The organism is Enterococcus sp. S53 (genome assembly GCF_016516865.1).
GTDB lineage: Bacteria > Bacillota > Bacilli > Lactobacillales > Enterococcaceae > Enterococcus_D > Enterococcus_D innesii.
On sequence record NZ_JACVUH010000008.1, the window covers coordinates 17115 to 37012 of the forward strand.

21 protein-coding genes and 1 riboswitch are annotated in these 19898 nt (G+C 46.2%); of the genes, 19 read left to right on the forward strand and 2 right to left on the reverse strand.

Annotated features, from left to right (window positions below; all coding sequences use genetic code 11):
- Positions 1-89 precede the first annotated feature (89 nt).
- Complete coding sequence (gene ispE, locus IAE45_RS11225; RefSeq protein ID WP_200127209.1) at positions 90-941, forward strand: 4-(cytidine 5'-diphospho)-2-C-methyl-D-erythritol kinase; 852 nt, start codon at positions 90-92, stop codon at positions 939-941.
- A 179-nt stretch (positions 942-1120) separates the two neighbouring features.
- On the opposite strand, the gene IAE45_RS11230 is transcribed toward ispE, so the two are convergent.
- On the reverse strand, positions 1121-1300 hold the full coding sequence (locus IAE45_RS11230; RefSeq protein WP_081119209.1) for a hypothetical protein: 180 nt from the start codon (positions 1298-1300) through the stop codon (positions 1121-1123).
- A 306-nt stretch (positions 1301-1606) separates the two neighbouring features.
- Between IAE45_RS11230 and IAE45_RS11235 the strand changes: the two genes are divergently transcribed.
- From IAE45_RS11235 to thiT, 7 genes are all read left to right on the forward strand, one after another.
- Positions 1607-2554, forward strand: coding sequence for a metal ABC transporter substrate-binding protein (locus IAE45_RS11235; protein WP_200127207.1), 948 nt, complete (start codon positions 1607-1609; stop codon positions 2552-2554).
- A gap of 12 nt (positions 2555-2566) precedes the next feature.
- Complete coding sequence (locus IAE45_RS11240; protein ID WP_081119207.1) at positions 2567-3247, forward strand: metal ABC transporter ATP-binding protein; 681 nt, start codon at positions 2567-2569, stop codon at positions 3245-3247.
- Positions 3220-4050 carry a metal ABC transporter permease gene (locus tag IAE45_RS11245; RefSeq protein ID WP_005230272.1) on the forward strand — a complete coding sequence of 277 codons (831 nt, stop codon included), beginning with the start codon at positions 3220-3222 and terminating at the stop codon, positions 4048-4050. The genes IAE45_RS11240 and IAE45_RS11245 overlap by 28 nt, the downstream gene beginning before the upstream one ends.
- Before the next feature lie 151 nt (positions 4051-4201).
- Positions 4202-5026 (forward strand): pur operon repressor, encoded by an 825-nt coding sequence (gene purR / locus IAE45_RS11250; RefSeq protein ID WP_005230273.1) that lies wholly within the window; start codon positions 4202-4204, stop codon positions 5024-5026.
- Positions 5027-5203: 177 nt separating this feature from the next.
- Positions 5204-6577: a bifunctional UDP-N-acetylglucosamine diphosphorylase/glucosamine-1-phosphate N-acetyltransferase GlmU gene (glmU, locus tag IAE45_RS11255; protein ID WP_081119206.1), complete on the forward strand. Its 1374-nt coding sequence runs from the start codon at positions 5204-5206 to the stop codon at positions 6575-6577.
- 116 nt (positions 6578-6693) lie between these two features.
- Positions 6694-7668: a ribose-phosphate diphosphokinase gene (locus IAE45_RS11260; protein ID WP_005230276.1), complete on the forward strand. Its 975-nt coding sequence runs from the start codon at positions 6694-6696 to the stop codon at positions 7666-7668.
- A gap of 181 nt (positions 7669-7849) precedes the next feature.
- A riboswitch (TPP riboswitch) is annotated at positions 7850-7951 on the forward strand.
- A 51-nt stretch (positions 7952-8002) separates the two neighbouring features.
- Entirely contained in the window at positions 8003-8575 is a 573-nt protein-coding gene (thiT, locus tag IAE45_RS11265) for an energy-coupled thiamine transporter ThiT (RefSeq protein ID WP_081119205.1), read from the forward strand.
- A 54-nt stretch (positions 8576-8629) separates the two neighbouring features.
- Here the strand turns inward: thiT and IAE45_RS11270 are convergent, their stop codons facing one another.
- A complete protein-coding gene (locus IAE45_RS11270) occupies positions 8630-9418 on the reverse strand; it encodes a hypothetical protein (RefSeq protein ID WP_081119204.1) in 789 nt (262 codons plus the stop codon).
- 231 nt (positions 9419-9649) lie between these two features.
- Between IAE45_RS11270 and IAE45_RS11275 the strand changes: the two genes are divergently transcribed.
- The 11 genes from IAE45_RS11275 to rsmB all read left to right on the forward strand — a co-directional run bounded on the left by IAE45_RS11275 (position 9650) and on the right by rsmB (position 19898).
- On the forward strand, positions 9650-10366 hold the full coding sequence (locus IAE45_RS11275) for a class A sortase (protein WP_077454132.1): 717 nt from the start codon (positions 9650-9652) through the stop codon (positions 10364-10366).
- 75 nt (positions 10367-10441) lie between these two features.
- On the forward strand, positions 10442-12106 hold the full coding sequence (locus IAE45_RS11280) for a patatin-like phospholipase family protein (protein ID WP_081119203.1): 1665 nt from the start codon (positions 10442-10444) through the stop codon (positions 12104-12106).
- Positions 12099-12314, forward strand: coding sequence for a YdbC family protein (locus IAE45_RS11285; protein ID WP_005230288.1), 216 nt, complete (start codon positions 12099-12101; stop codon positions 12312-12314). The genes IAE45_RS11280 and IAE45_RS11285 overlap by 8 nt, the downstream gene beginning before the upstream one ends.
- A gap of 27 nt (positions 12315-12341) precedes the next feature.
- Entirely contained in the window at positions 12342-13226 is an 885-nt protein-coding gene (locus IAE45_RS11290) for a YicC/YloC family endoribonuclease (protein ID WP_081119202.1), read from the forward strand.
- Between the two features lie 13 nt (positions 13227-13239).
- The gene (locus IAE45_RS11295; RefSeq protein WP_005230307.1) at positions 13240-13521 is read left to right on the forward strand and encodes a hypothetical protein; all 282 of its coding nucleotides are present in this window, start codon (positions 13240-13242) and stop codon (positions 13519-13521) included.
- A gap of 124 nt (positions 13522-13645) precedes the next feature.
- On the forward strand, positions 13646-14260 hold the full coding sequence (gmk, locus tag IAE45_RS11300) for a guanylate kinase (RefSeq protein WP_005230308.1): 615 nt from the start codon (positions 13646-13648) through the stop codon (positions 14258-14260).
- 5 nt (positions 14261-14265) lie between these two features.
- Positions 14266-14571, forward strand: coding sequence for a DNA-directed RNA polymerase subunit omega (gene rpoZ, locus IAE45_RS11305; RefSeq protein WP_005232977.1), 306 nt, complete (start codon positions 14266-14268; stop codon positions 14569-14571).
- 128 nt (positions 14572-14699) lie between these two features.
- Complete coding sequence (gene priA / locus IAE45_RS11310) at positions 14700-17102, forward strand: primosomal protein N' (protein ID WP_081119201.1); 2403 nt, start codon at positions 14700-14702, stop codon at positions 17100-17102.
- Between the two features lie 10 nt (positions 17103-17112).
- Positions 17113-17604 carry a peptide deformylase gene (def, locus tag IAE45_RS11315; RefSeq protein ID WP_081119200.1) on the forward strand — a complete coding sequence of 164 codons (492 nt, stop codon included), beginning with the start codon at positions 17113-17115 and terminating at the stop codon, positions 17602-17604.
- Positions 17597-18550: a methionyl-tRNA formyltransferase gene (gene fmt / locus IAE45_RS11320; protein ID WP_081119199.1), complete on the forward strand. Its 954-nt coding sequence runs from the start codon at positions 17597-17599 to the stop codon at positions 18548-18550. Before def ends, fmt begins: the two co-directional genes overlap by 8 nt.
- Positions 18540-19898 (forward strand): 16S rRNA (cytosine(967)-C(5))-methyltransferase RsmB, encoded by a 1359-nt coding sequence (gene rsmB / locus IAE45_RS11325; protein WP_015510616.1) that lies wholly within the window; start codon positions 18540-18542, stop codon positions 19896-19898. Before fmt ends, rsmB begins: the two co-directional genes overlap by 11 nt.

The following is a 19898-nucleotide window of genomic DNA, read 5'->3' on the forward strand; positions in this document are numbered from 1 at the left end:
ATCACAAAAACAAGAGAAATCACTCAACTATCTTATAAGAATCTGCTATGATAGAACTAAATAACTATCAGATGATTGGATGAATGAAGATGGAGATTATTGAAAAAGCGCCAGCTAAGATCAACCTCGGTCTCGATGTGTTAGAGAAAAGAACAGACGGTTACCATGAGTTGGAAATGGTGATGTCTAGTGTTGATCTAGCCGACCGTCTGATAATGGAAGAGATAGCAGAAGATAAGATCATTGTAGAAACCAACAAAGCTTTTTTACCAATCGATAAACGCAATAATGTCTATCAGGCCGCCAGTATTTTAAAAAAACGCTATGGTATCAAAAAAGGCATCCGCATTCGCATCACCAAGAATATCCCGGTGGCAGCTGGGTTAGGTGGTGGCAGTACGGATTGTGCGGCAGCGTTGCGGGGGATGGTTCGCCTTTGGGACTTGGATCTTTCCATGGCAGAGCTGATCGATATTGGTATGGAAGTTGGTACCGATGTTCCCTATTGTCTGTATGGGACCACTGCTCATATTGCAGGAAAAGGGGAGCTGGTGACGCCGCTGCGGCCGATGCCGCAATGTTGGGTCATCTTAGTCAAACCTCGTCTGAGTGTTTCAACGGGGAAAATCTTTCAAGAAGTCGAGCTAGACCAACTGCACCATCCAGATATCGCAGCATTGTCTGCCGCCGTCTTAGCCGAAGACTACTCGGCTATGATCGCTGCCATGGGCAATAGCCTAGAAGCCATCACGATCCCAAAATATCCGATCGTCCAACAGATCAAAGATCGCATGATGAAATATGGTGCCGATGTTGCCTTGATGACCGGCAGCGGACCGACTGTTTTTGCTCTTTGTCAAAAATATTCACGGGCACTGCGGGTCTACAATGCCTTAAAAGGGTTCTGTGACGAGGTTTATCTTGTACGTACATTGAAATGAATGAGTCAAGGACACAGGCAGGATTCGCCTGTGTTTTTTTGCATTCCTTCTATAAAATCCAGTTCAATAGTAAAGAATAAGGCAGCTGAGGTAGGGAGGAAGCATCTAGAAGCTGCCTTACAGAAAAGACCCCGACGAAAAAAAGGCGTCGGGGTCTGAATCTTTACGTAAAGCAAAGGCTATTCTTTTTGGTGCTGCTGCTTTGCGGATTTTTTCTTTTTGTCTTCTTCGTACAATGATTTGTCGATCGCTTTGCGGATTTCTTCGGTTTGTTGCGATGCAGGATCTTCCGGTAAATCGATTCGATTCAGCAGTTCACTGTTGGTTACAGTTGGCGGCACAGTTACAAATTCGTTCATCTTCGTTTCCTCCAAGTGCTTTTAGATCATTATCCTACATACTCTCTAATTTTTCAAGCTGACACAGTAGGGGCGCATGGCGAATGGTGTAAAATATAACTAAGTTTCTGAGAGAAGAATCCGCTTCAAATGAACGTTATCTCCTATGTTTTCCGATTTATCTCGAAATAAAAGTTTTAAATCGTAAAACGTACGATTTGTCTTGACGAACCGGAAATCATTTGATAGAGTAACTTTTGCTAACAAAACGGAGTTGTTCCGTTTTAAAATAAAAAGAAGAGCCAGCAAATGGAAGGGGAAATCCCGATGAAAAAAATCTTACTTACTATAGCACTCCTTTTAGGGGGCGTGCTTCTTGGCGCTTGTGGGCAGCAAGAAGCGACAAGTCAATCGAGTGACACCGAGAAGCTGTCGATCGTCACGACGTTTTATCCAATGTACGAATTTACGAAAGAAGTTGTAGGCGATGCAGCAGAGGTCTCCTTGTTGATCCCTGCAGGAACCGAGCCTCATGACTATGAGCCAAGTGCCAAAGATATGACCAAAATCATGGATGCAGATGCCTTTGTCTACAATAGTCCTGAGCTAGAAACTTGGGTTGCTAGTTTGACGGATTCCGTCGATCCTGAGCAAACAGCAGTGATTGAAGCGGTCAAAAACATTCAGTTGGTGGAAGGCACAGAGGAAGAGCATGGTCACGAGGATGAAGACAGCCATGAAGGCCATGATCATACGTATGACCCTCATGTTTGGACCGATCCAGTCTTAGCGATCCAAGAAGTAGAAACGATCCGCGATGACCTGATTGCGAAGTTTCCTGAGCAAAAGGCAACCTTCACGGAAAATGCGGCTGCCTATATCGAAAAACTTTCTGCTTTAGATGAAGCCTACCAAGCGGCGTTAAAGGATGCGACTCAGCGGACCTTCGTTACGCAGCACGCAGCCTTTGGCTATTTGGCACGGCAGTATAATTTAGTCGAAGAATCGATTTCGGGCATTTCACCCGATCAAGAACCAACGCCAAGTCGTTTGGCTGAGCTGAAAGAATATGTAGAAGAAAAGCAAGTCAAAGTTATCTATTTTGAAGAAAACGCGTCATCGAAGGTGGCTGAGACCTTAGCCTCTGAAACAGGAGTGGAGCTGGCGGTCTTGAATCCATTAGAAAGCTTGACGCAAGCGCAGATGGATAACGGCGAAACATACCTGTCTGTAATGGAAGACAATTTGGCAGCATTACAAAAAAGTATTCACTAAGGAGGCGCCTGCGTGCGTTATATCGATGTAAAAGATTTGACCTTTTATTATGACGATGAGCCCGTCTTGGAAGACATTTCTTACTTTGTTGAAGACGGCGAATTCGTGATTTTGACCGGCGAAAATGGGGCGGCAAAATCTACTTTGATCAAAGCAACCCTTGGTTTGTTGAAACCTTCTAAAGGAGCAGTCACCTTGGCGACCAAGAATGCCGCTGGTGAAAAATTAAGCATCGGCTACATTCCTCAGCAGATTGCTTCCTTTAATGTCGGGTTCCCCAGCACCGTTTTGGAATTGGTCCAATCAGGCCGCTACCCAAGAGACCGCTGGTTCAAGCGACTGACGAAACGAGACCATGAACATGTCCGCCGTGCATTAGATGCCGTCGGGATGTGGGACGTGCGTAATAAACGGATCGGTGAGTTGTCCGGTGGCCAAAAACAACGGATCAGCTTGGCACGGGTCTTTGCCACGGATCCTGATTTATTTATTTTAGATGAACCAACCACGGGGATGGATGAACAATCCCGCAATCTGTTTTATGAACTGCTGCGACACAATGCTCATGACCATGGCAAGTCGATTTTGATGATCACCCATGATCACGAAGATATCAAAGAATATGCGGACCGTCAGATCCGTTTAGTGCGGAAGGAGGATTCACCATGGCGCTGCTTTCATATGAATTCATGAGAAGAGCTTTTCTTGCGGCGATTTTTATTGCCGGTATCGCACCGATGCTGGGGGTCTTTCTGGTGATTCGACGACAGTCATTGATGGCTGATACGCTGTCCCATGTCTCTTTAGCAGGGGTGGCACTAGGCTTCTTTCTAAATCTAAATCCCAGTTTGACGACGCTATTGATCGTAGTCATTGCCGCAATCATTTTGGAATATTTGCGAACGCTGTACCGCAGTTATTCAGAGATCTCGATCGCCATTTTGATGTCCGGTGGCTTAGCGTTAGCCCTCGTCTTGATGAACCTTAGCGGTGGGAACTCCGCAACGAGTATCCAATCGTATTTGTTTGGGTCGATCGTTACGATCACACAAGAACAAGTCTGGATCTTAGGCTTTTTGTTTTTAGTCGTTTTTGCTTTATTTTTCTTATTCAAACGGCCCATGTACATTTTGACCTTTGATGAAGATACCGCCCATGTCGATGGCTTGCCTGTGCGAGTGATGTCGATGCTCTTTAATGTCTTGACGGGGGTGGCAATCGCTATGATGATCCCGATTGCGGGCGCATTGCTGATCTCTGCGATCATGGTTTTACCAGCTGCCATCAGTATGCGTTTAGGCAAAAGCTTCAACGCGGTGATTTTGATCAGTGTCGTGATCGGCATGATTGGGATGATGTCTGGTTTGACCAGTTCCTTTTATTTGGACACACCACCGGGAGCGACGATCACGCTGGTTTTTATCGCTCTTTTCTTAGTGATCAATTTGATCAAACGCATCGTGATCCTCGTGCAACGAAAACAGCGCCTCAAATAAAGGGCTTTATGAAAAAGAAACGAAGAATTTTCGTTTCTTTTTTTTAAACTCTAATCAAAACCGAACAATATAAGCAATATTTCAGATAATGCTCGCATTTATCCCGAAAAAGCCTTATAATAAGGCGAATAAACTAAAGGAGTTGTCCGGTGTGAAAATACGTCGAAGTGAACGACTGATCGATATGACACATTATTTGTTGAATCATCCCCATGAATTGATTTCATTGTCCTTCTTTTCTAAACGATATGCCTCTGCAAAATCATCGATTAGCGAAGATTTATCTATTATCAAAAAGACCTTTAAAGAACGAGGAACAGGCATTCTTGATACCGTGCCAGGCGCTGCTGGCGGTGTTTTTTTTGTGCCTGAAATTTCTGAAGAAGAAGCGTATGCGTACGTCGAAGGGCTAGCAGAACGCCTGTCTGAGCAAGACCGTTTGTTGCCTGGCGGCTACGTCTATCTATCTGACTTATTAGGCGAACCGGAATTGCTGCGCCAAGTCGGCCGCATCATCGCTTCCAAATATTTAGGCGAACAAATCGATGCGGTGATGACCGTTGCTACTAAAGGAGTGCCGATCGCTCAAGCAGTCTCTTACTACTTGAATGTTCCCTTCGTGATCGTGCGTCGTGATTCCAAGATCACTGAAGGCTCGACCGTGAGTGTCAATTATGTCTCTGGTTCTTCAGAGCGCATCGAAAAAATGGAATTATCCAAACGCAGCTTAAAGCGCGGCTCTAGAGTATTGGTGGTCGATGACTTTATGAAAGGCGGCGGCACGGTCAATGGGATGAAGAGCTTGATTGAAGAATTTGAGGCCGAATTAGTCGGTATTACGGTTTTTGCCGAAACGAAATTCAAAGGCAAGCGGGCCATCAGCGATTACAGCTCTCTGCTTTATGTTGAAGATGTCGATACCCAGACCAAAACGATCTCGGTAGTACCGGGAAATTACTTTGAGAAAAAAGCCTGATTATTGTGGCTCTTAGACTGGCGCAAGCAGCTGTTTTTAAAACGGCGGCTGCCAGTCTTTTTTTGATTGGTCTAGGTGGCGATTCCTTAAATCGTTGAAATTTACAAGTACTTGGGCTAAACTGTTTATAGGAAATTCAATGAACAAAAATCCTTCAGATTGATAGGAGTGGAATACGTGGACGCACGTTTTGCAATAATTTTAGCGGCTGGAAAAGGCACGCGCATGAAATCGAAGTTATATAAAGTGTTACATCCGGTTTGTGGCAAACCAATGGTGGAGCACATCATGAACCGAGTGGTGGAAACAAATCCTGAAGAGATCGTGACGATCGTTGGTCACGGGGCGGAAATGGTTAAAGAGCAACTGGGGGATCGCACCAATTATGCCTTACAAGCCGAACAATTAGGTACCGGTCACGCTGTCGTTCAAGCCGAATCATTTTTAAAAGGCAAAAAAGGCACCACCTTAGTAATTAGTGGGGATACGCCGTTATTGACGACGGAAACCTTGAATAACTTGTTCGATTACCATCAAGGGAAAAATGCATCGGCAACGATCTTGACGGCACAAGCGGCAGACCCAACGGGCTATGGCCGGATCGTACGGGATCATGTCGGCATCGTGGAAAAAATCGTCGAGCAAAAAGATGCGTCGACCGAAGAAGCACTGATCCAAGAAATCAATACAGGCACGTATTGCTTTGACAATGAATTGTTATTTGACGCCTTGGCAAAATTAGATACGGACAATGCCCAAGGGGAGTACTACTTGACTGATATTATCGAGATCTTAAAGGAAGACGGCAAAATCATCGCTGCTTATCAAACCGAAGATTTCCATGAATCTTTAGGGGTCAACGACCGCATCGCCTTAGCCGAAGCCAATCGCTTGATGCGCCAGCGGATCAATCGTCAGCACATGCAAAATGGCGTGACCTTGATCGACCCGGCGACGACTTATATCGACGAAGGCGTTGTGATCGGTTCAGATACCTTGATCGAAGCCGGTGTGATCATCAAAGGGAAGACGACGATCGGAGAAGATTGTGTCATTACGGCAGCTTCTGAAATTGAAGACAGCAAGATCGGCAACCAAGTGACGATCAAGGCATCGACGATCGAGGAGAGCATCATCCATGATGGCGCCGATGTCGGTCCTAATGCCCATCTTCGTCCCCATGCGGAAATTTTGGCCCATGCCCATATCGGTAACTTTGTGGAGGTCAAAAATGCGACGATTGGTGAAGGCACCAAAGTCGGACACTTGTCTTATGTTGGCGATGCGACCTTAGGCAAAAACATCAATGTCGGCTGCGGCGTAGTCTTTGTTAATTATGACGGCAAGAGCAAATTCAAAACGACTGTCGGCGACAATTGCTTTATCGGCTCTGGCTCCAATCTAGTTGCGCCATTAACCATCGAAGAGGAAACGATGATCGCTGCTGGCTCAACGATCACCAAAGATGTTCCTAAACACAGTATGGCGATTGCCCGCGCCCGTCAGGAAAATAAAGCGGATTACGCGAAAAAGTTGCCTTATCTAAATTAGAAATAGCGAAATGACTTGATTTCTTAAGGAAAAATGACTACTATTTATTAGGAAGAAGATTCTAGTAAAAAGGAGTCATTTTTTTCTAGATGAACGCAAAGAAAGTGGAGGTTCTCATGTCAAATCATTATTTTGATCCAAGATTGAAGATTTTTTCTCTGAACTCAAATCGTCCTTTGGCGGAAAAAATCGCAGCTGCAGTAGGTGTTGAATTAGGTAAGTGTTCAGTCAAACAATTTAGCGATGGTGAAATCCAAGTGAATATTGAAGAAAGTATTCGTGGTGCCCACGTCTACGTGATTCAATCAACCAGCAGCCCTGTAAACGATAACCTAATGGAATTGCTGATCATGATCGATGCTTTGAAGCGCGCCAGTGCGAAGACGATCAATGTAGTAATGCCTTATTATGGTTATGCAAGACAAGACCGCAAAGCGCGATCAAGAGAACCAATCACCGCAAAACTTGTAGCAAACATGATCGAAAAAGCCGGTGCGAACCGCATGGTTACACTGGATTTGCATGCCTCACAGATTCAAGGGTTCTTTGATATCCCCGTTGACCACTTGATGGGTGCACCATTGATCGCCAACTACTTCTTGGAAAGAGGCATTCAAGGCGATGATGTCGTCGTTGTTTCACCAGACCACGGGGGCGTGACTCGTGCCCGCAAATTAGCTGAGTTTCTTAAGTCACCAATCGCGATCATCGACAAACGTCGTCCGAAAGCCAACGTAGCGGAAGTCATGAATATCATTGGTCATGTTGAAGGCAAAACTTGTGTCTTGATCGACGATATGATCGATACTGCGGGTACCATCACATTGGCTGCGAACGCGTTGAAACAAGCAGGAGCTAAAAGTGTTTACGCCTCATGTACTCACCCTGTCTTGTCAGGACCTGCCTTGGAACGGATCGAAGATTCGGCCATTGAGCATCTAGTTGTGACAGATTCGATTCACTTGCCAGAAGACCGCAAGTCGAAAAAAATCGATGAGATCAGTGTCGGTGCCTTGATGGGCGAAGCGATCAAACGAATCCATGAGAACAAACCAGTAAGTCCACTGTTTGAATCAAAATTATCAATTTAATCGTGTCTCATATGCATGAGAAAAACAGCCAATGGTCGGTCTTTAGCCCCTCATTGGCTGTTTTTTTCTGAGGAGTTTCAGGATGTTTTTAGAAAAAACGATCGCAGTCATGTTTCTTTTCATCAATTTATGGTATTCTTGAAAGTGACTTGCGAAACGCAAGCAAAAAATAAAATAGAATCTAATCACAAAGGGGAGTCTGCAAAGGCTGAGAATGAGAGTACTCTAAACCCTTCGTACCTGTTTCGATCATGCGAACGTAGGAATTGTGACGAGTTGAAGTGTCTAACACTTCTCCTTTGTGAATTGTGATGATTCTAAAGGAGGAGTTTTTTTGAAACGAAAAATGTCGCTGCAAGTGTGGACGGAAGGAACGATGATTGCTGCGATCGGGGTCGTCTTGTCGTATATCCCGATCCAGACAGCCAATTCCAGTATCGACTTGTCTCTAGGGCTCGTGCCCTTGGTCTTGTATTCGTATCGTCGCGGGGTGCTGCCGGGAATGACGGCGGGATTTATGTGGGGCTTGCTGAATATTTTGATTGGTAGTGCGATGCGTAACTTTATCACCGTTCCACAGATCATCTTTGAATATCCCTTTGCCTTTGCTTTTGGTGGGATGGGCGGCATGTTTGCTAATAAAATCCAGCAAGCGATCCGTCAAAACAGCAAAAACGTTACGTGGTATGTCGTCTTAGGGGGCATCGTGGCGGTGATTAGCCGTTGGTTTTGGCATTATTGGGCAGGGGTTTTTGTCTGGGGAATGTACGCACCGCCAGGACAAAGTCCGTATCTGTATTCCTTGATCTTTAATGGGTCATCGGTCATCATCAATATCGTTTATGTAGGGGTCGTATTAGGTCTCTTAGTCAAGGCCGCTCCAAAATTATTTGTGCCTAAAGCTTAGTTTTAGAAATGAAATCATAAAAAATGTCTTGATGCTCTTTGAAAAAGAGAAGCATCAAGACATTTTTTTGTCGAAAAAGCCAAAAGCCAAATCTTCTTGGTCGATTTCCAACGACCAGCTTTTTTTGCTGGCTGAGTAGCGCAAAACTGCAATTTGATCTAACTCTTTTTGATTGACCAATGTGCTTTTCAAGCCAGCATCTTCTGACAGATAGATCGGGATCGTATAAGTTTTATCGATCAGTTGCTCTTGTGTCAGACAGAAGACGATGCCTTCTTGCATGATTCCCCGCAATTCTTTCAGCAAATTAAAATCGAGCTTTTCAACCGGTGTTGCTTTTTTAAAAAAGGAGAGGCGATCATTGATTTTTTCTAAGACGATGCGGGTGATCCGATCCGCCAAGATCCGGTAATATTCATCTAAATAGCGATAATAAACACGGGAACGTGCATCTTTTAAGTCAAAGAAAACAAAGTTATTTTGCAGTTTGTAAAAGAAAGGGGAGTGGAGGTGTGTCTTCATGTGGCCAAAATATAACAATTCGGAGATCTCTAAAGGCGTCAATTCTTTGACCATCTCGTAATCATTAAAATCGATCCACTTCATTTCTTCGGCAATGCGACCTTTGTTGATCTGCTGAAAAAACAGTTGGACATCTTCCATTCCACGAATAACTTTTAAGCCCGTATGACCGTCGAATTCGCCGAAATCACTGGAAGGATCAAGCAAGAGCAGATTCTTGGGCTGATGGACAATGCTCTTGTTAAAATCTTGGGGGGCAAGCCCGCGGGTCAAGACGGCATTGCTGGTTGTATCAATATGTACGTAAATCGTGTTAGACATGCCGATCGATCCCTCCTATCTACTAAGTTCATTCTACAACAAAGCGCTGAAAATTGCTTGTATCTTTTCGTTTAAAGTTATATTACAAAATAACAGAAAAAACAATTTTTAAGTTCCCTTTTTCGACAAAAAAAGGCAAATCTTGTCTTTTCGTAAAAAAAATTGCCCAAATTGGCGTCTTTATGAGGATTTTGGTATGATAAAAGAAGAAACTAATGGAGACGAGAACCTATGAGAAAAAAGAAAAGTAGACTTTCCAATTGGCTGAGCAATCTCTTTTTGCTTTTGCTGTTATTGATTGGTTTAGCCTTGATTTTTAATAATCAAATCAAAAATTATTTTATTAAACAAACGGGTGAAGCTTACGCAGTCGGCACCATTGATCGTAGTGATGTGGAAAAAAACATGGAAGCGGAAGCGACCTTTGATTTTGATGCCGTGGAGCCGGCGAGTTCAGAAGCAGTCTTACGGGCGCAGCTGAGCAACAAAGCTTTGCCAGTGATCGGCGGCGTGGCGGTTCCCAGTGTTGGGATCAATCTACCGATTTTTAAAGGCTTGGCCAACGAGGCCTTGCTGTATGGTGCTGGTACGTTAAGTCCCACCCAAAAAATGGGGGAAGGCAATTACGCGTTGGCTAGCCATCGCGCCCAATCGCCAGATCTTTTGTTTACACCATTGGATGATGTCGCCATCGGGGCGGCTATCTATGTGACCGATCTGGAAAATATTTACACGTATACCGCGACTTCTTCTGTGCGGGTCGATCCGACCGATGTCTATTTGCTTGACGAAGTAGAAGGCCGCAAAATGATCACGCTGATCACCTGTGGCGAAATGGGCGGTGTCACCCGTCGTGTGATCCAAGGTGATTTGGAATCTGTGACGCCAGTCGATGAAGCCACGGATGAGATGTTGGCAGCATTCAACATGGCACAACGAACATTTTAATCAAAAGAATAGCTCGAGTGGTACGGCAGCCGGCGTGTCATTCGTCTATTCTTTTTTGCTTAAGGAGGCGTCTTGATGAAAGTGAAAAAACTGACTTCGATCGATTTTCTTGCACAAAGGGCAGGGTTTCAAGAAAGCCGACTGGTCTTTTCCTTTTTTGAGTCGCACTCAAAAGCGCGACGAGCCTTTCTTGCCGACATGTCGCAGCAGGGCTGGCAGATCGACAGCCGTTATGGCCGCTTTTACCTTGCCGGGCAGTTTGATTTTGACCAAAAGACACTGACTATCACCAATCTGCTGGTGGAAGCAGCCGCCGAGTTTACTTGGAAACAACTGCTAGCTGTGACAGAAAGCTTTGCCCGCAGTCGTTTTGTAGCAGCCGTCTTGTGGCAGCTCCCTCATCGGACCCCCTTGGCTGAGTGGTTTATCCAGCAAGGGTATCAGGAGGTCCCTCAAGGGTATCAAAAAGCGCTAGCTTATCAGACGGCGCTGGTTTTAGGCGGTGGCGGTGCTCATGGGGCGTATCAAATCGGGGTTTGGCAAGCGCTGCAAGAACGGGGCATCACCTTTGAATGGATCACGGGAACTTCCGTCGGTGCGTTGAATGGTGCCTTGATTTTAATGAACGATGTGGAAGCGGCCGTCGATTTATGGGCAAATATCTCCAGCGAACAAGTATTGCACTATCCGCTTGCTTCGGTACGAGCCCAAACGCTGCGGGATTTGATGAATCAAGCCAACTCGCTGGTCCGCGAAGCGGTCAAAAGCAACGGCGCCAGTACCGAACCCTTGGCAAAGCTTTTGCAAAAGACCTTTGATCAAGAAAAATTCAGCCAAACTGCTTGTCATTTGCTGATCTGTACGACTCGTCTGCCCGACTTCAAGGAGACGATCTATGCCTTTGATCCATCCGCAGTTGAGGAAAATCTGCATTGGTTGTTGGCATCCGCCTCATTTTATCCAGCGATGCAGGCGCAAAAAATTAACGACGCCTATTATATCGATGGCGGCTATCGCAATAACCTGCCCATCGATGTCGCTCTCCAGCAAGGGGCAACGGAATGTATCACCGTGGATGTCCAAGGACCCGGCATCAATAAAAGGACGGTTGTGACGGAAGAAACCGCGCAGCTTTCGTTGGGGTCTCCTTGGTCCTTAGGCAGCTTTTTGGTTTTTGATGCCCAGCGTTCGCTGGATAATATGACCTTAGGCTATTTGGAAACCTTGAAAGTGTTCGGCAAATACCAAGGCCATTGGTATACCTTTGAAAAGACGGTTGATTTTCAGCCGTTATGGCGGGGCTTTTTGAAAGAGCTGCGCCAGACAGACCCGCTGCTTTATCAGGAACTAAAGAAAAAAGAATTTTGGAAAAAAATGCGTAAATTCTATCAACAGGATGTGCCATTTGAGCAGTGGGGGCGTATACTGATAGAGTGTACCGCGAAAGTATTGTATCTAGCGCCTACGGTGATTTATGAGCAGGAAACGATGCTAACGGCTTTAGCTGAAAAAATTGCGCTAAAGGCAGTGGAAGAAGCCGATGCCTGGTCGATCACCGAGTGGCTGAGTTATTATCGCGACCGTTTTTTTGTCTTGTCCGAGCAAAACCGCTTTTTCTTTTTTTATCGGACGCAGCAATTGAATCTGCCCGCCCTTCAGCAGATTCGTCGGCGTTACCCGCTGACTGCTTTGATGGCAGCGTATAGTCACTATCTTTTGAAAGGAGCAGAAAATGGATAAATTTTCGTATGAAATCGTTGAAGAGATCGCCGTGCTTTCGGAAAATCAAAGAGGCTGGCGCAAAGAATTGAATTTGGTGAGCTGGAATGGGCGTCCGCCAAAATTTGATCTGAGAGATTGGGGCCCAGAGCACGAGAAGATGGGCAAAGGCGTCACCTTATCCAATGAAGAATTTGCAGAACTTAAAAAAGCCTTGCTTTCCATGTAAGAAAGCAAAAGGGTGAGGAGTGATCAAATGAAAAGTATGACTGGTTTTGGCAAAGGCAGTGCAGAAACGCCAGATGTGCAGATCGAAATTGAGATCAAAAGTGTCAATCAGCGCTTTTTGGACCTGCAGCTGCGAATGCCCAAACAATTGAATCCTCTAGAAGGTGCTTTACGGCAGTCGATCAAGCAGACCCTCCAGCGAGGACGGATCGAATTGTATGTGACTTTAAAAGAAAAAACCGCAAATACGAAACAGATCGAGATCCAATGGGACCTACTGGAACGTTTCATGCAGGAGATCGATACCGAAGCCAAAGACCGTTTTGACCTGCCAGAGCTGCCAAAAGCAGCATTGCTGGAACAATTCCTGCTCCATGAGGCTTTTCTAACGATCTCTGATCAAGAGCCAGAAGAAAGCACCTTGGCCGATGGCGTGATGGAAGCATTAGACCAAGCGTTGGCAGCGATCGACCAAAGCCGCTGGGTGGAAGGGCAAGGCATTCTGCAGATCTTACAAGAAAACCAGCGACAGCTGCAGGAAAAACTGACAGAACTCAAACAATTCGTGACCCTCTATGAGGCGGACTACCAAGAACGCTTTGAAAAGAAACTGACTGCCTATCTAGGGGAAGAAGTCGATCGCGATCGTTTACTGACAGAGTTGGCGATTTTATTGGAACGCGGCGATATCCACGAAGAACTGGATCGTTTAAGTATCCATTTAACGACGATGACGGAACTGCTGGCAGCCGAGACACCAATAGGTCGAGAGCTGGATTTCTTGATCCAAGAGATGAACCGGGAAGTCAATACGATTGGCTCAAAATCGAGTCCGATCCAAATCAAAAACAGTGTCGTCCAAATGAAGACGATCATTGAAAAAATCAGAGAACAAGTTCAAAACATCGAGTAGGAGGAATGAACCAATGAAATATTACGATATCACCTTTCACGAACTAAGCGGAAAAAATGTCATCAAGCGCAGTATTCCCTCTGACAAAGAGAATTTCTCTGCATGGGAAGATGCCTGCGTAGCCATCGAGCCGGATTTTCTTCATCTACTAGTTGATGGCGTAGCTGTTTCTTTAAATCGTCGGTACATCGTGCGTATCGATTGCCAAGAAGTGACGGATCCTACCGAAAAAGCGATCACCGCCAAAGACGAATTAGCAGGGGTCATCAATACCTTAAGCAACATGGGCTTTTAAGAAAGCAGCCGAAGTGTAGACTAGCAATTTCATGAAATTCCCATTATAATAAAGTAGTTCTTGAAAGTTGCTGAAAAAAAGTGCAAAATAGACGTTAAGCAAATGTCAGTGAAAGGACGTCATTATGTCAGAGCGAGGATTACTTATAGTTTTATCAGGACCTTCCGGAGTAGGGAAAGGGACCGTGCGCAAAGCAATTTTTGAGAGTGACGACAACGATTTTCAATATTCCGTTTCAATGACCACTCGTCAAAAACGCGAGGGGGAAGTGGAAGGGGTCGATTACTATTTCCGCACGCGGGAAGAATTTGAAGCCTTGATCGAAGCCGGTGAAATGCTGGAATACGCCGAATATGTCGGCAATTATTATGGCACCCCATTATCTTATGTCCAACAGACACTGGATCAAGGAAAAGATGTGTTTTTAGAGATCGAAGTGCAAGGGGCAAAACAAGTAAAAGACAAAGTTCCCGATGGTGTGTTTATTTTTCTGACGCCACCTGATCTGGCAGAATTACGCTCTCGTATTACAGGAAGAGGAACCGACTCTGCCGAAGTGATCGATGAACGGATGCGTGTCGCCCGTGAAGAAATCGAAATGATGGCTTTGTATGATTATGCCGTTGTCAATGATGAAGTACCTAAGGCAGTCCAACGAATTCGCGAAATTATTTCAAGTGAACATTTTCGCGTTGACCGAGTGATCGGAACCTATATCAAAATGTTAGAGGAGCTGTAAGAAATATGATGTTAAAACCTTCAATCGATTCTTTGTTGGATCGTGTCAATTCAAAATATTCATTAGTGATCTTAGCAAGCAAACGGGCGCATGAACTTGATGCCGGTGCGCAAGCAACACTAGAAAACTTTGATTCAGTGAAAAGCGTGGGTCAAGCGCTTGAAGAAATCGAAGCGGAATTAGTCGTTAATGATCCGCATCCAGAAATCAAACGGGCCCGCTTGAAAATGGAACAAGAAGAGCGCAAAGCGCAAAAAGACCAAGAACAAAAAGAATTAGAAGCGCGTATCCGCGACGAACAAAAGCTATAGACAAAAGCAAGCTAGAGCACGCCTGTGTTCTGGCTTTTTCTTTTGAATGATGATGGTTAAATTTTTGTAAGGGGTACAGACAAACCCCCACCCATTTAGTAAAATAGAACCTAAAAGGAGGAGAAGAAATGGCGTACATAGCAGAAGTGATCGTGGATGTTCCCACGATGCAGACCGATCAGCCTTTTACCTATCTGATCCCATCAGAATTACAAGCCGCCATTGAGACAGGGATGCGGGTCGAAGTGCCATTTGGCAAGGGCGACCGCCATATTCAAGGGTTCGTCGTCGGCCTTTCAGAAATTGCCGAACCGCAGCAGACCTTAAAACCAATCGTTCGTTTGTTGGATTTGTCGCCTGTCGTCAATGAAGAACTTCTCCAATTAGCCGACTACATGAAGGAAACGACCTTTGCCTTTAAGATCACTTGCTTGCAGACGATGCTGCCTAGTGTGATGAAAGCCGAGTACCAAAAGCAGATCGTTTTGCTGGAAGGAAATCATCCCATCAAAGAATATTTTCCCGAAAACGGCATCCTCAGCTGGCAAGACGCCGAAAGTTCCGGGCTGCTGCCGCAGTTGAAACCTTTGCGAGAAGCCGCAGTAGTTGAACTGCAGTATCTCGTGAAAAATAAAAACAAAGCGAAAATGACCCGTTACATTGAACGCAAGATCGAGCCAGCAGAAATCCCCGCCGTCCAGCAACAGCTGCGCAAAGGGGCCAAACGCAAGCTGGAAATCTTACAGATTTTGACAGAGGAAGCCCGCTTGCCGGTTTCCTTTTTTACCGAACAAGGGATTTCCACCGCGGCTTTGAACCAAGCGCAAGAAGCTGGTTGGCTGACCTTTACGGAAGTTGAAGCCTACCGTGATCCTTACAAAGACCGTCAATTTCAAAAAACGGTCCCCCTTGAATTAAATGAAGAACAGGCAGCTGCAGTAGCGCAAATCACTGCTTGTGCGGATAACCAAGAGGCACAGACTTTTTTACTGGAAGGGATCACCGGCAGTGGAAAAACAGAAGTCTATCTGCAAGCGATCGCCCAATTGCTGAAACAAGGCAAAACCGCGATCATGCTCGTGCCAGAGATCGCGTTGACCCCGCAAATGGTCGAACGCTTTAAAAGCCGTCTCGGCGACGCAGTGGCTGTTTTACACAGCGGCTTGTCCCAAGGTGAAAAATACGATGAATGGCGTAAGATCGAACGTGGGGAGGCGCAGGTGGTGGTTGGCGCCCGCTCGGCGATTTTTGCTCCGTTGAAAAACATCGGGGTCATCATCGTCGATGAGGAGCACGAAGCCTCCTACAAGCAAGAGGAAGCCCCTCGTTACCATGCGAGAGATTTAGCGATTTGGCGCAGCCAGTACCATCACTGTCCAGTGGTGTTAGGCAGTGCGACGCCGTCATTGGAATCTCGTGCCCGGGCGCAAAAAGAAGTCTACCGCTTATTGAAATTGAATCAGCGGGCAAAAACCAGTGCGCAATTACCGCAGATCGAAGTCGTGGATATGCGTACCGAATTTGCCAATAAAAAGTATCAAACTTTTTCTCGTCCGTTACAGGAAAAAATTACAGACCGCTTGGCCCGCAAAGAACAGATCGTCTTGCTGCTGAATCGGCGCGGCTACTCTTCCTTCGTGATGTGCCGCGATTGTGGGTATGTTTTGCCTTGCCCAAATTGCGACATCTCCTTGACGCTGCATATGGATACCAAAACGATGCGCTGTCATTATTGCGGACATGAAGAACACATCCCCCATCGTTGCCCCAACTGCAATGCAGACAAGATTCGTTATTACGGAACGGGTACGCAAAAAGTGGAAGAAGAGTTGAAGGAACTGTTTCCCGAAGCGCGGGTCTTACGGATGGATGTCGATACCACCCGCAAAAAAGGCGCCCATGAAAAAATCTTGACCTTGTTTGGGGAGAAAAAAGCGGATATTTTGTTAGGGACTCAAATGATCGCCAAAGGCTTGGATTTCCCTGATATCACACTGGTAGGGGTCTTGAATGCCGATACCGCCTTGAATTTGCCAGATTTTCGTTCAAGTGAACGGACGTTCCAGCTGTTGACTCAGGTCAGTGGTCGGGCAGGTCGGGCGGAAAAAACCGGCGAAGTGGTGATCCAAACATTCAACCCTGAGCACTACGCCATCCAATTGGCGCAGTCGCAAGATTACGAAGATTTCTATCAAAAAGAGATGTGGATGCGGCACCAAAGCGGCTATCCACCATATTATTTCACCGTCAAAATCACCTGCAGTCATCCCGAAGAGCAAGTCGCAGCTCAGAAGATGTTTGCGATCGCGCGGGATCTGCAGCAGGAGCTGTCACCGCAGAGTATTTTATTGGGGCCGGCACCCAGTGCGATTTTGCGGGTGAAAAACCGTTATTACTACCAATTGATCATTAAATACAAAAATGAACCGCAGCTACCTGCTTTGTTGACCCGTCTGTTGGATCAAAGTCAAATCGATCAGCGCAAAGGATTGTACGTGTCGATTGACCAAGAGCCGCTGAATTTTATTTAGAGGAGAAAATATGCGTTATCCTATTATTATCACCCCCGATGAACGTCTTCGTCGGCAAGCAAAACCCGTCAAAGTTATTACCGATGAGCTCGTTCAGCTACTAGAAGACCTTTATGAAACGATGGTCGCCCACGACGGGATCGGTATTGCCGCACCGCAAGTCGGCAAAAACCTGCAAGTGGCGATCGTGGAAGTCGAAGAAGACGACCGCTTTGAAATGATCAACCCTGAGATCATCGCTTCTTCTGGTGAATCCCTTGATGTGGAAGGCTGCTTGAGTATTCCTCACACCTTCGGGACCGTCAAACGAGCAGACGAGATCACTGTCCGCTATTTCGACCGAGAAGGAGAGGAAATGGAAGTGGAAGCATTCGGCTACTTGGCGCGTGCGATGCAGCATGAGATCGATCATTTAAATGGCGTGCTGTTTGTCGACAAGCTCGTCGAACGCATTCCTGAAGAAGACTTAGAAAAGTATATGGAGGAACATGAAAATGACTAAAATCGTCTTTATGGGTACCCCGGCGTTTTCCGTCCCAATTTTAGAAGGCTTGCTTGAAGCCGGCTATGAAGTGGCAGCAGTCGTGACCCAGCCGGATCGTCCCGTCGGTCGCAAAAAAACCATCACTCCGACCCCCGTCAAAGAAGCGGCGTTGAAGCATGGCTTGTTGATTTTACAACCAGAAAAAATCAGTGGGTCACCAGAAATGGAGCAGATTCAAGCTTTGGCACCTGATCTGCTGATCACGGCAGCTTTCGGCCAATTTTTACCTAGTGCTTTACTAGAAGTACCGAAGTATGGCGCTATCAACGTTCATGCGTCCCTACTGCCGAAATACCGAGGCGGAGCACCTGTGCATTATGCCATCATGGAAGGGGAGCAAGAAACGGGTGTAACCATCATGGAAATGATCAAAAAAATGGATGCTGGCGGTATTTTTGCTCAAGCTCGTTTGCCGATCACGGCACAAGATGATGTGGGGACGATGTTTGATAAGTTGAGCCTATTAGGCAAAGATTTGCTGCTGGAAACTGTGCCGAAAATCTTGTCAGGAGAGCTGCAGCCGGTTCCGCAAGAAGAAGCAAAAGTCACCTTTTCACCAAATATCAGCCGTGAACAAGAAGCCATCGACTGGCAGAAAACGGCGGTGCAAATCGATGCCCAAGTCCGAGGCATGCGGCCATGGCCGATCGCCTTTACGACACAAAACGGCAACCGCTGGAAGCTTTGGCAAGTGACACCACTGGAGCAAACGACGACAGCCCCGCCAGGAACGATCATTGAACGGACGAAAAAAACGTTGCTGATCGCTTGTGGGGAAGGCACGGTATTGGCTATCGATGAATTGCAGCCAGCTGGAAAAGGCCGACAAGACATTGCCGCATTCTTAAACGGCAGTGGACAACAGATTCAAAAAGGGGATCAGGTAGGTACCTATGAAGCGTAATCTTGGAGACATACAATATACAGTGCGCTTTGTGGCACTAGAAGCGTTGTTGCGAATCGAAAAAGGCGGTGCTTATTCCAATCTACTGCTGCGGGAATTGATGAATCAAGGGCGTTTAAATGACAAAGACGGTCGCTTACTGACTGAATTGGTGTACGGCACCATCAGTCGTCAGCTTTTATTGGATTATTATTTGGATCGCTTTATTAAAAATGCCCGCAAAGTCGACCCGTGGGTCAAAACGCTGCTGCGGCTTTCCTTGTATCAGATGCTGTATCTCGATAAAGTACCCGCCCATGCTATCATTCATGAAGCCGTAGATATTGCGAAAGCCAAAGGCAATCCGGGAACTGGAAAATTCGTCAATGGCGTCCTGCGCACGATCCAACGACAAGGAGTGCCAGACTTGGCATTGATCAAAGACCCAATGGAACGTTTAGCAACGGAAATCAGTTTGCCCCTGTGGCTAACGAAGAAACTAGTCAAACAAATTGGGATCGAAGAAACCAGTGAGCTAGGCTATGCCCTATTTGAACCCAATCATGCCAGTGGGCGTATCGATCTGCAGCGCATCTCGCAAGCAGCAGCGATCGAACGGCTACAAGAAGAAGGCATCGACGCACGACCAAGTGAGCTTTCCCCCTATGGGGTTGTGGCTGACAAAGGCTTTATGGCGGGCTCGTCCCTCTACAAAGAAGGCTTACTGACGATCCAAGATGAAAGTTCGATGCTGGTTGCCCCCGTTTTACAAGTAGCCCGAGACCATCAAGTACTGGATGCCTGCGCAGCACCAGGAGGCAAAACGACCCATATCGCTGCCTTCTTGTCTGCCGCAGAGGGCGGCAAAGTGACAGCACTGGATATCCATGCCCATAAGGTTAAGTTGATTCAGCAAAATGCCCAACGTTTAGGCGTAGAAGCAGTTGTGGAAACCCGCGTGATGGATGCGCGGGAGACGGCTCAAACCTTTGCCCCTGAACAATTTGATCGCATCTTAGTGGATGCCCCTTGTTCTGGATTAGGATTGATGCGCCGTAAGCCGGACATCAAATACAGCAAGACGGAAGCCGATTTCCAACGCTTGCCGCAGATTCAGCGAGAGATTTTGGAAAGTGCCGCCCCAACCTTGAAAAAATCGGGTATAATGGTCTACAGCACATGTACGATTCTAGCGGAAGAAAATCAACAAGTCGTGGCAGCGTTTCTCGCTGACCATCCTGAATTTGAGCAAATGCCTCTTGCGGTAGGACCGCTGGCAGCTGAAGCTGTTCAAGAGGATATGTTGACGATCTATCCGCAAGATTTTATGACAGATGGCTTTTTTATCAGTTGTCTACGCAAAAAGTAA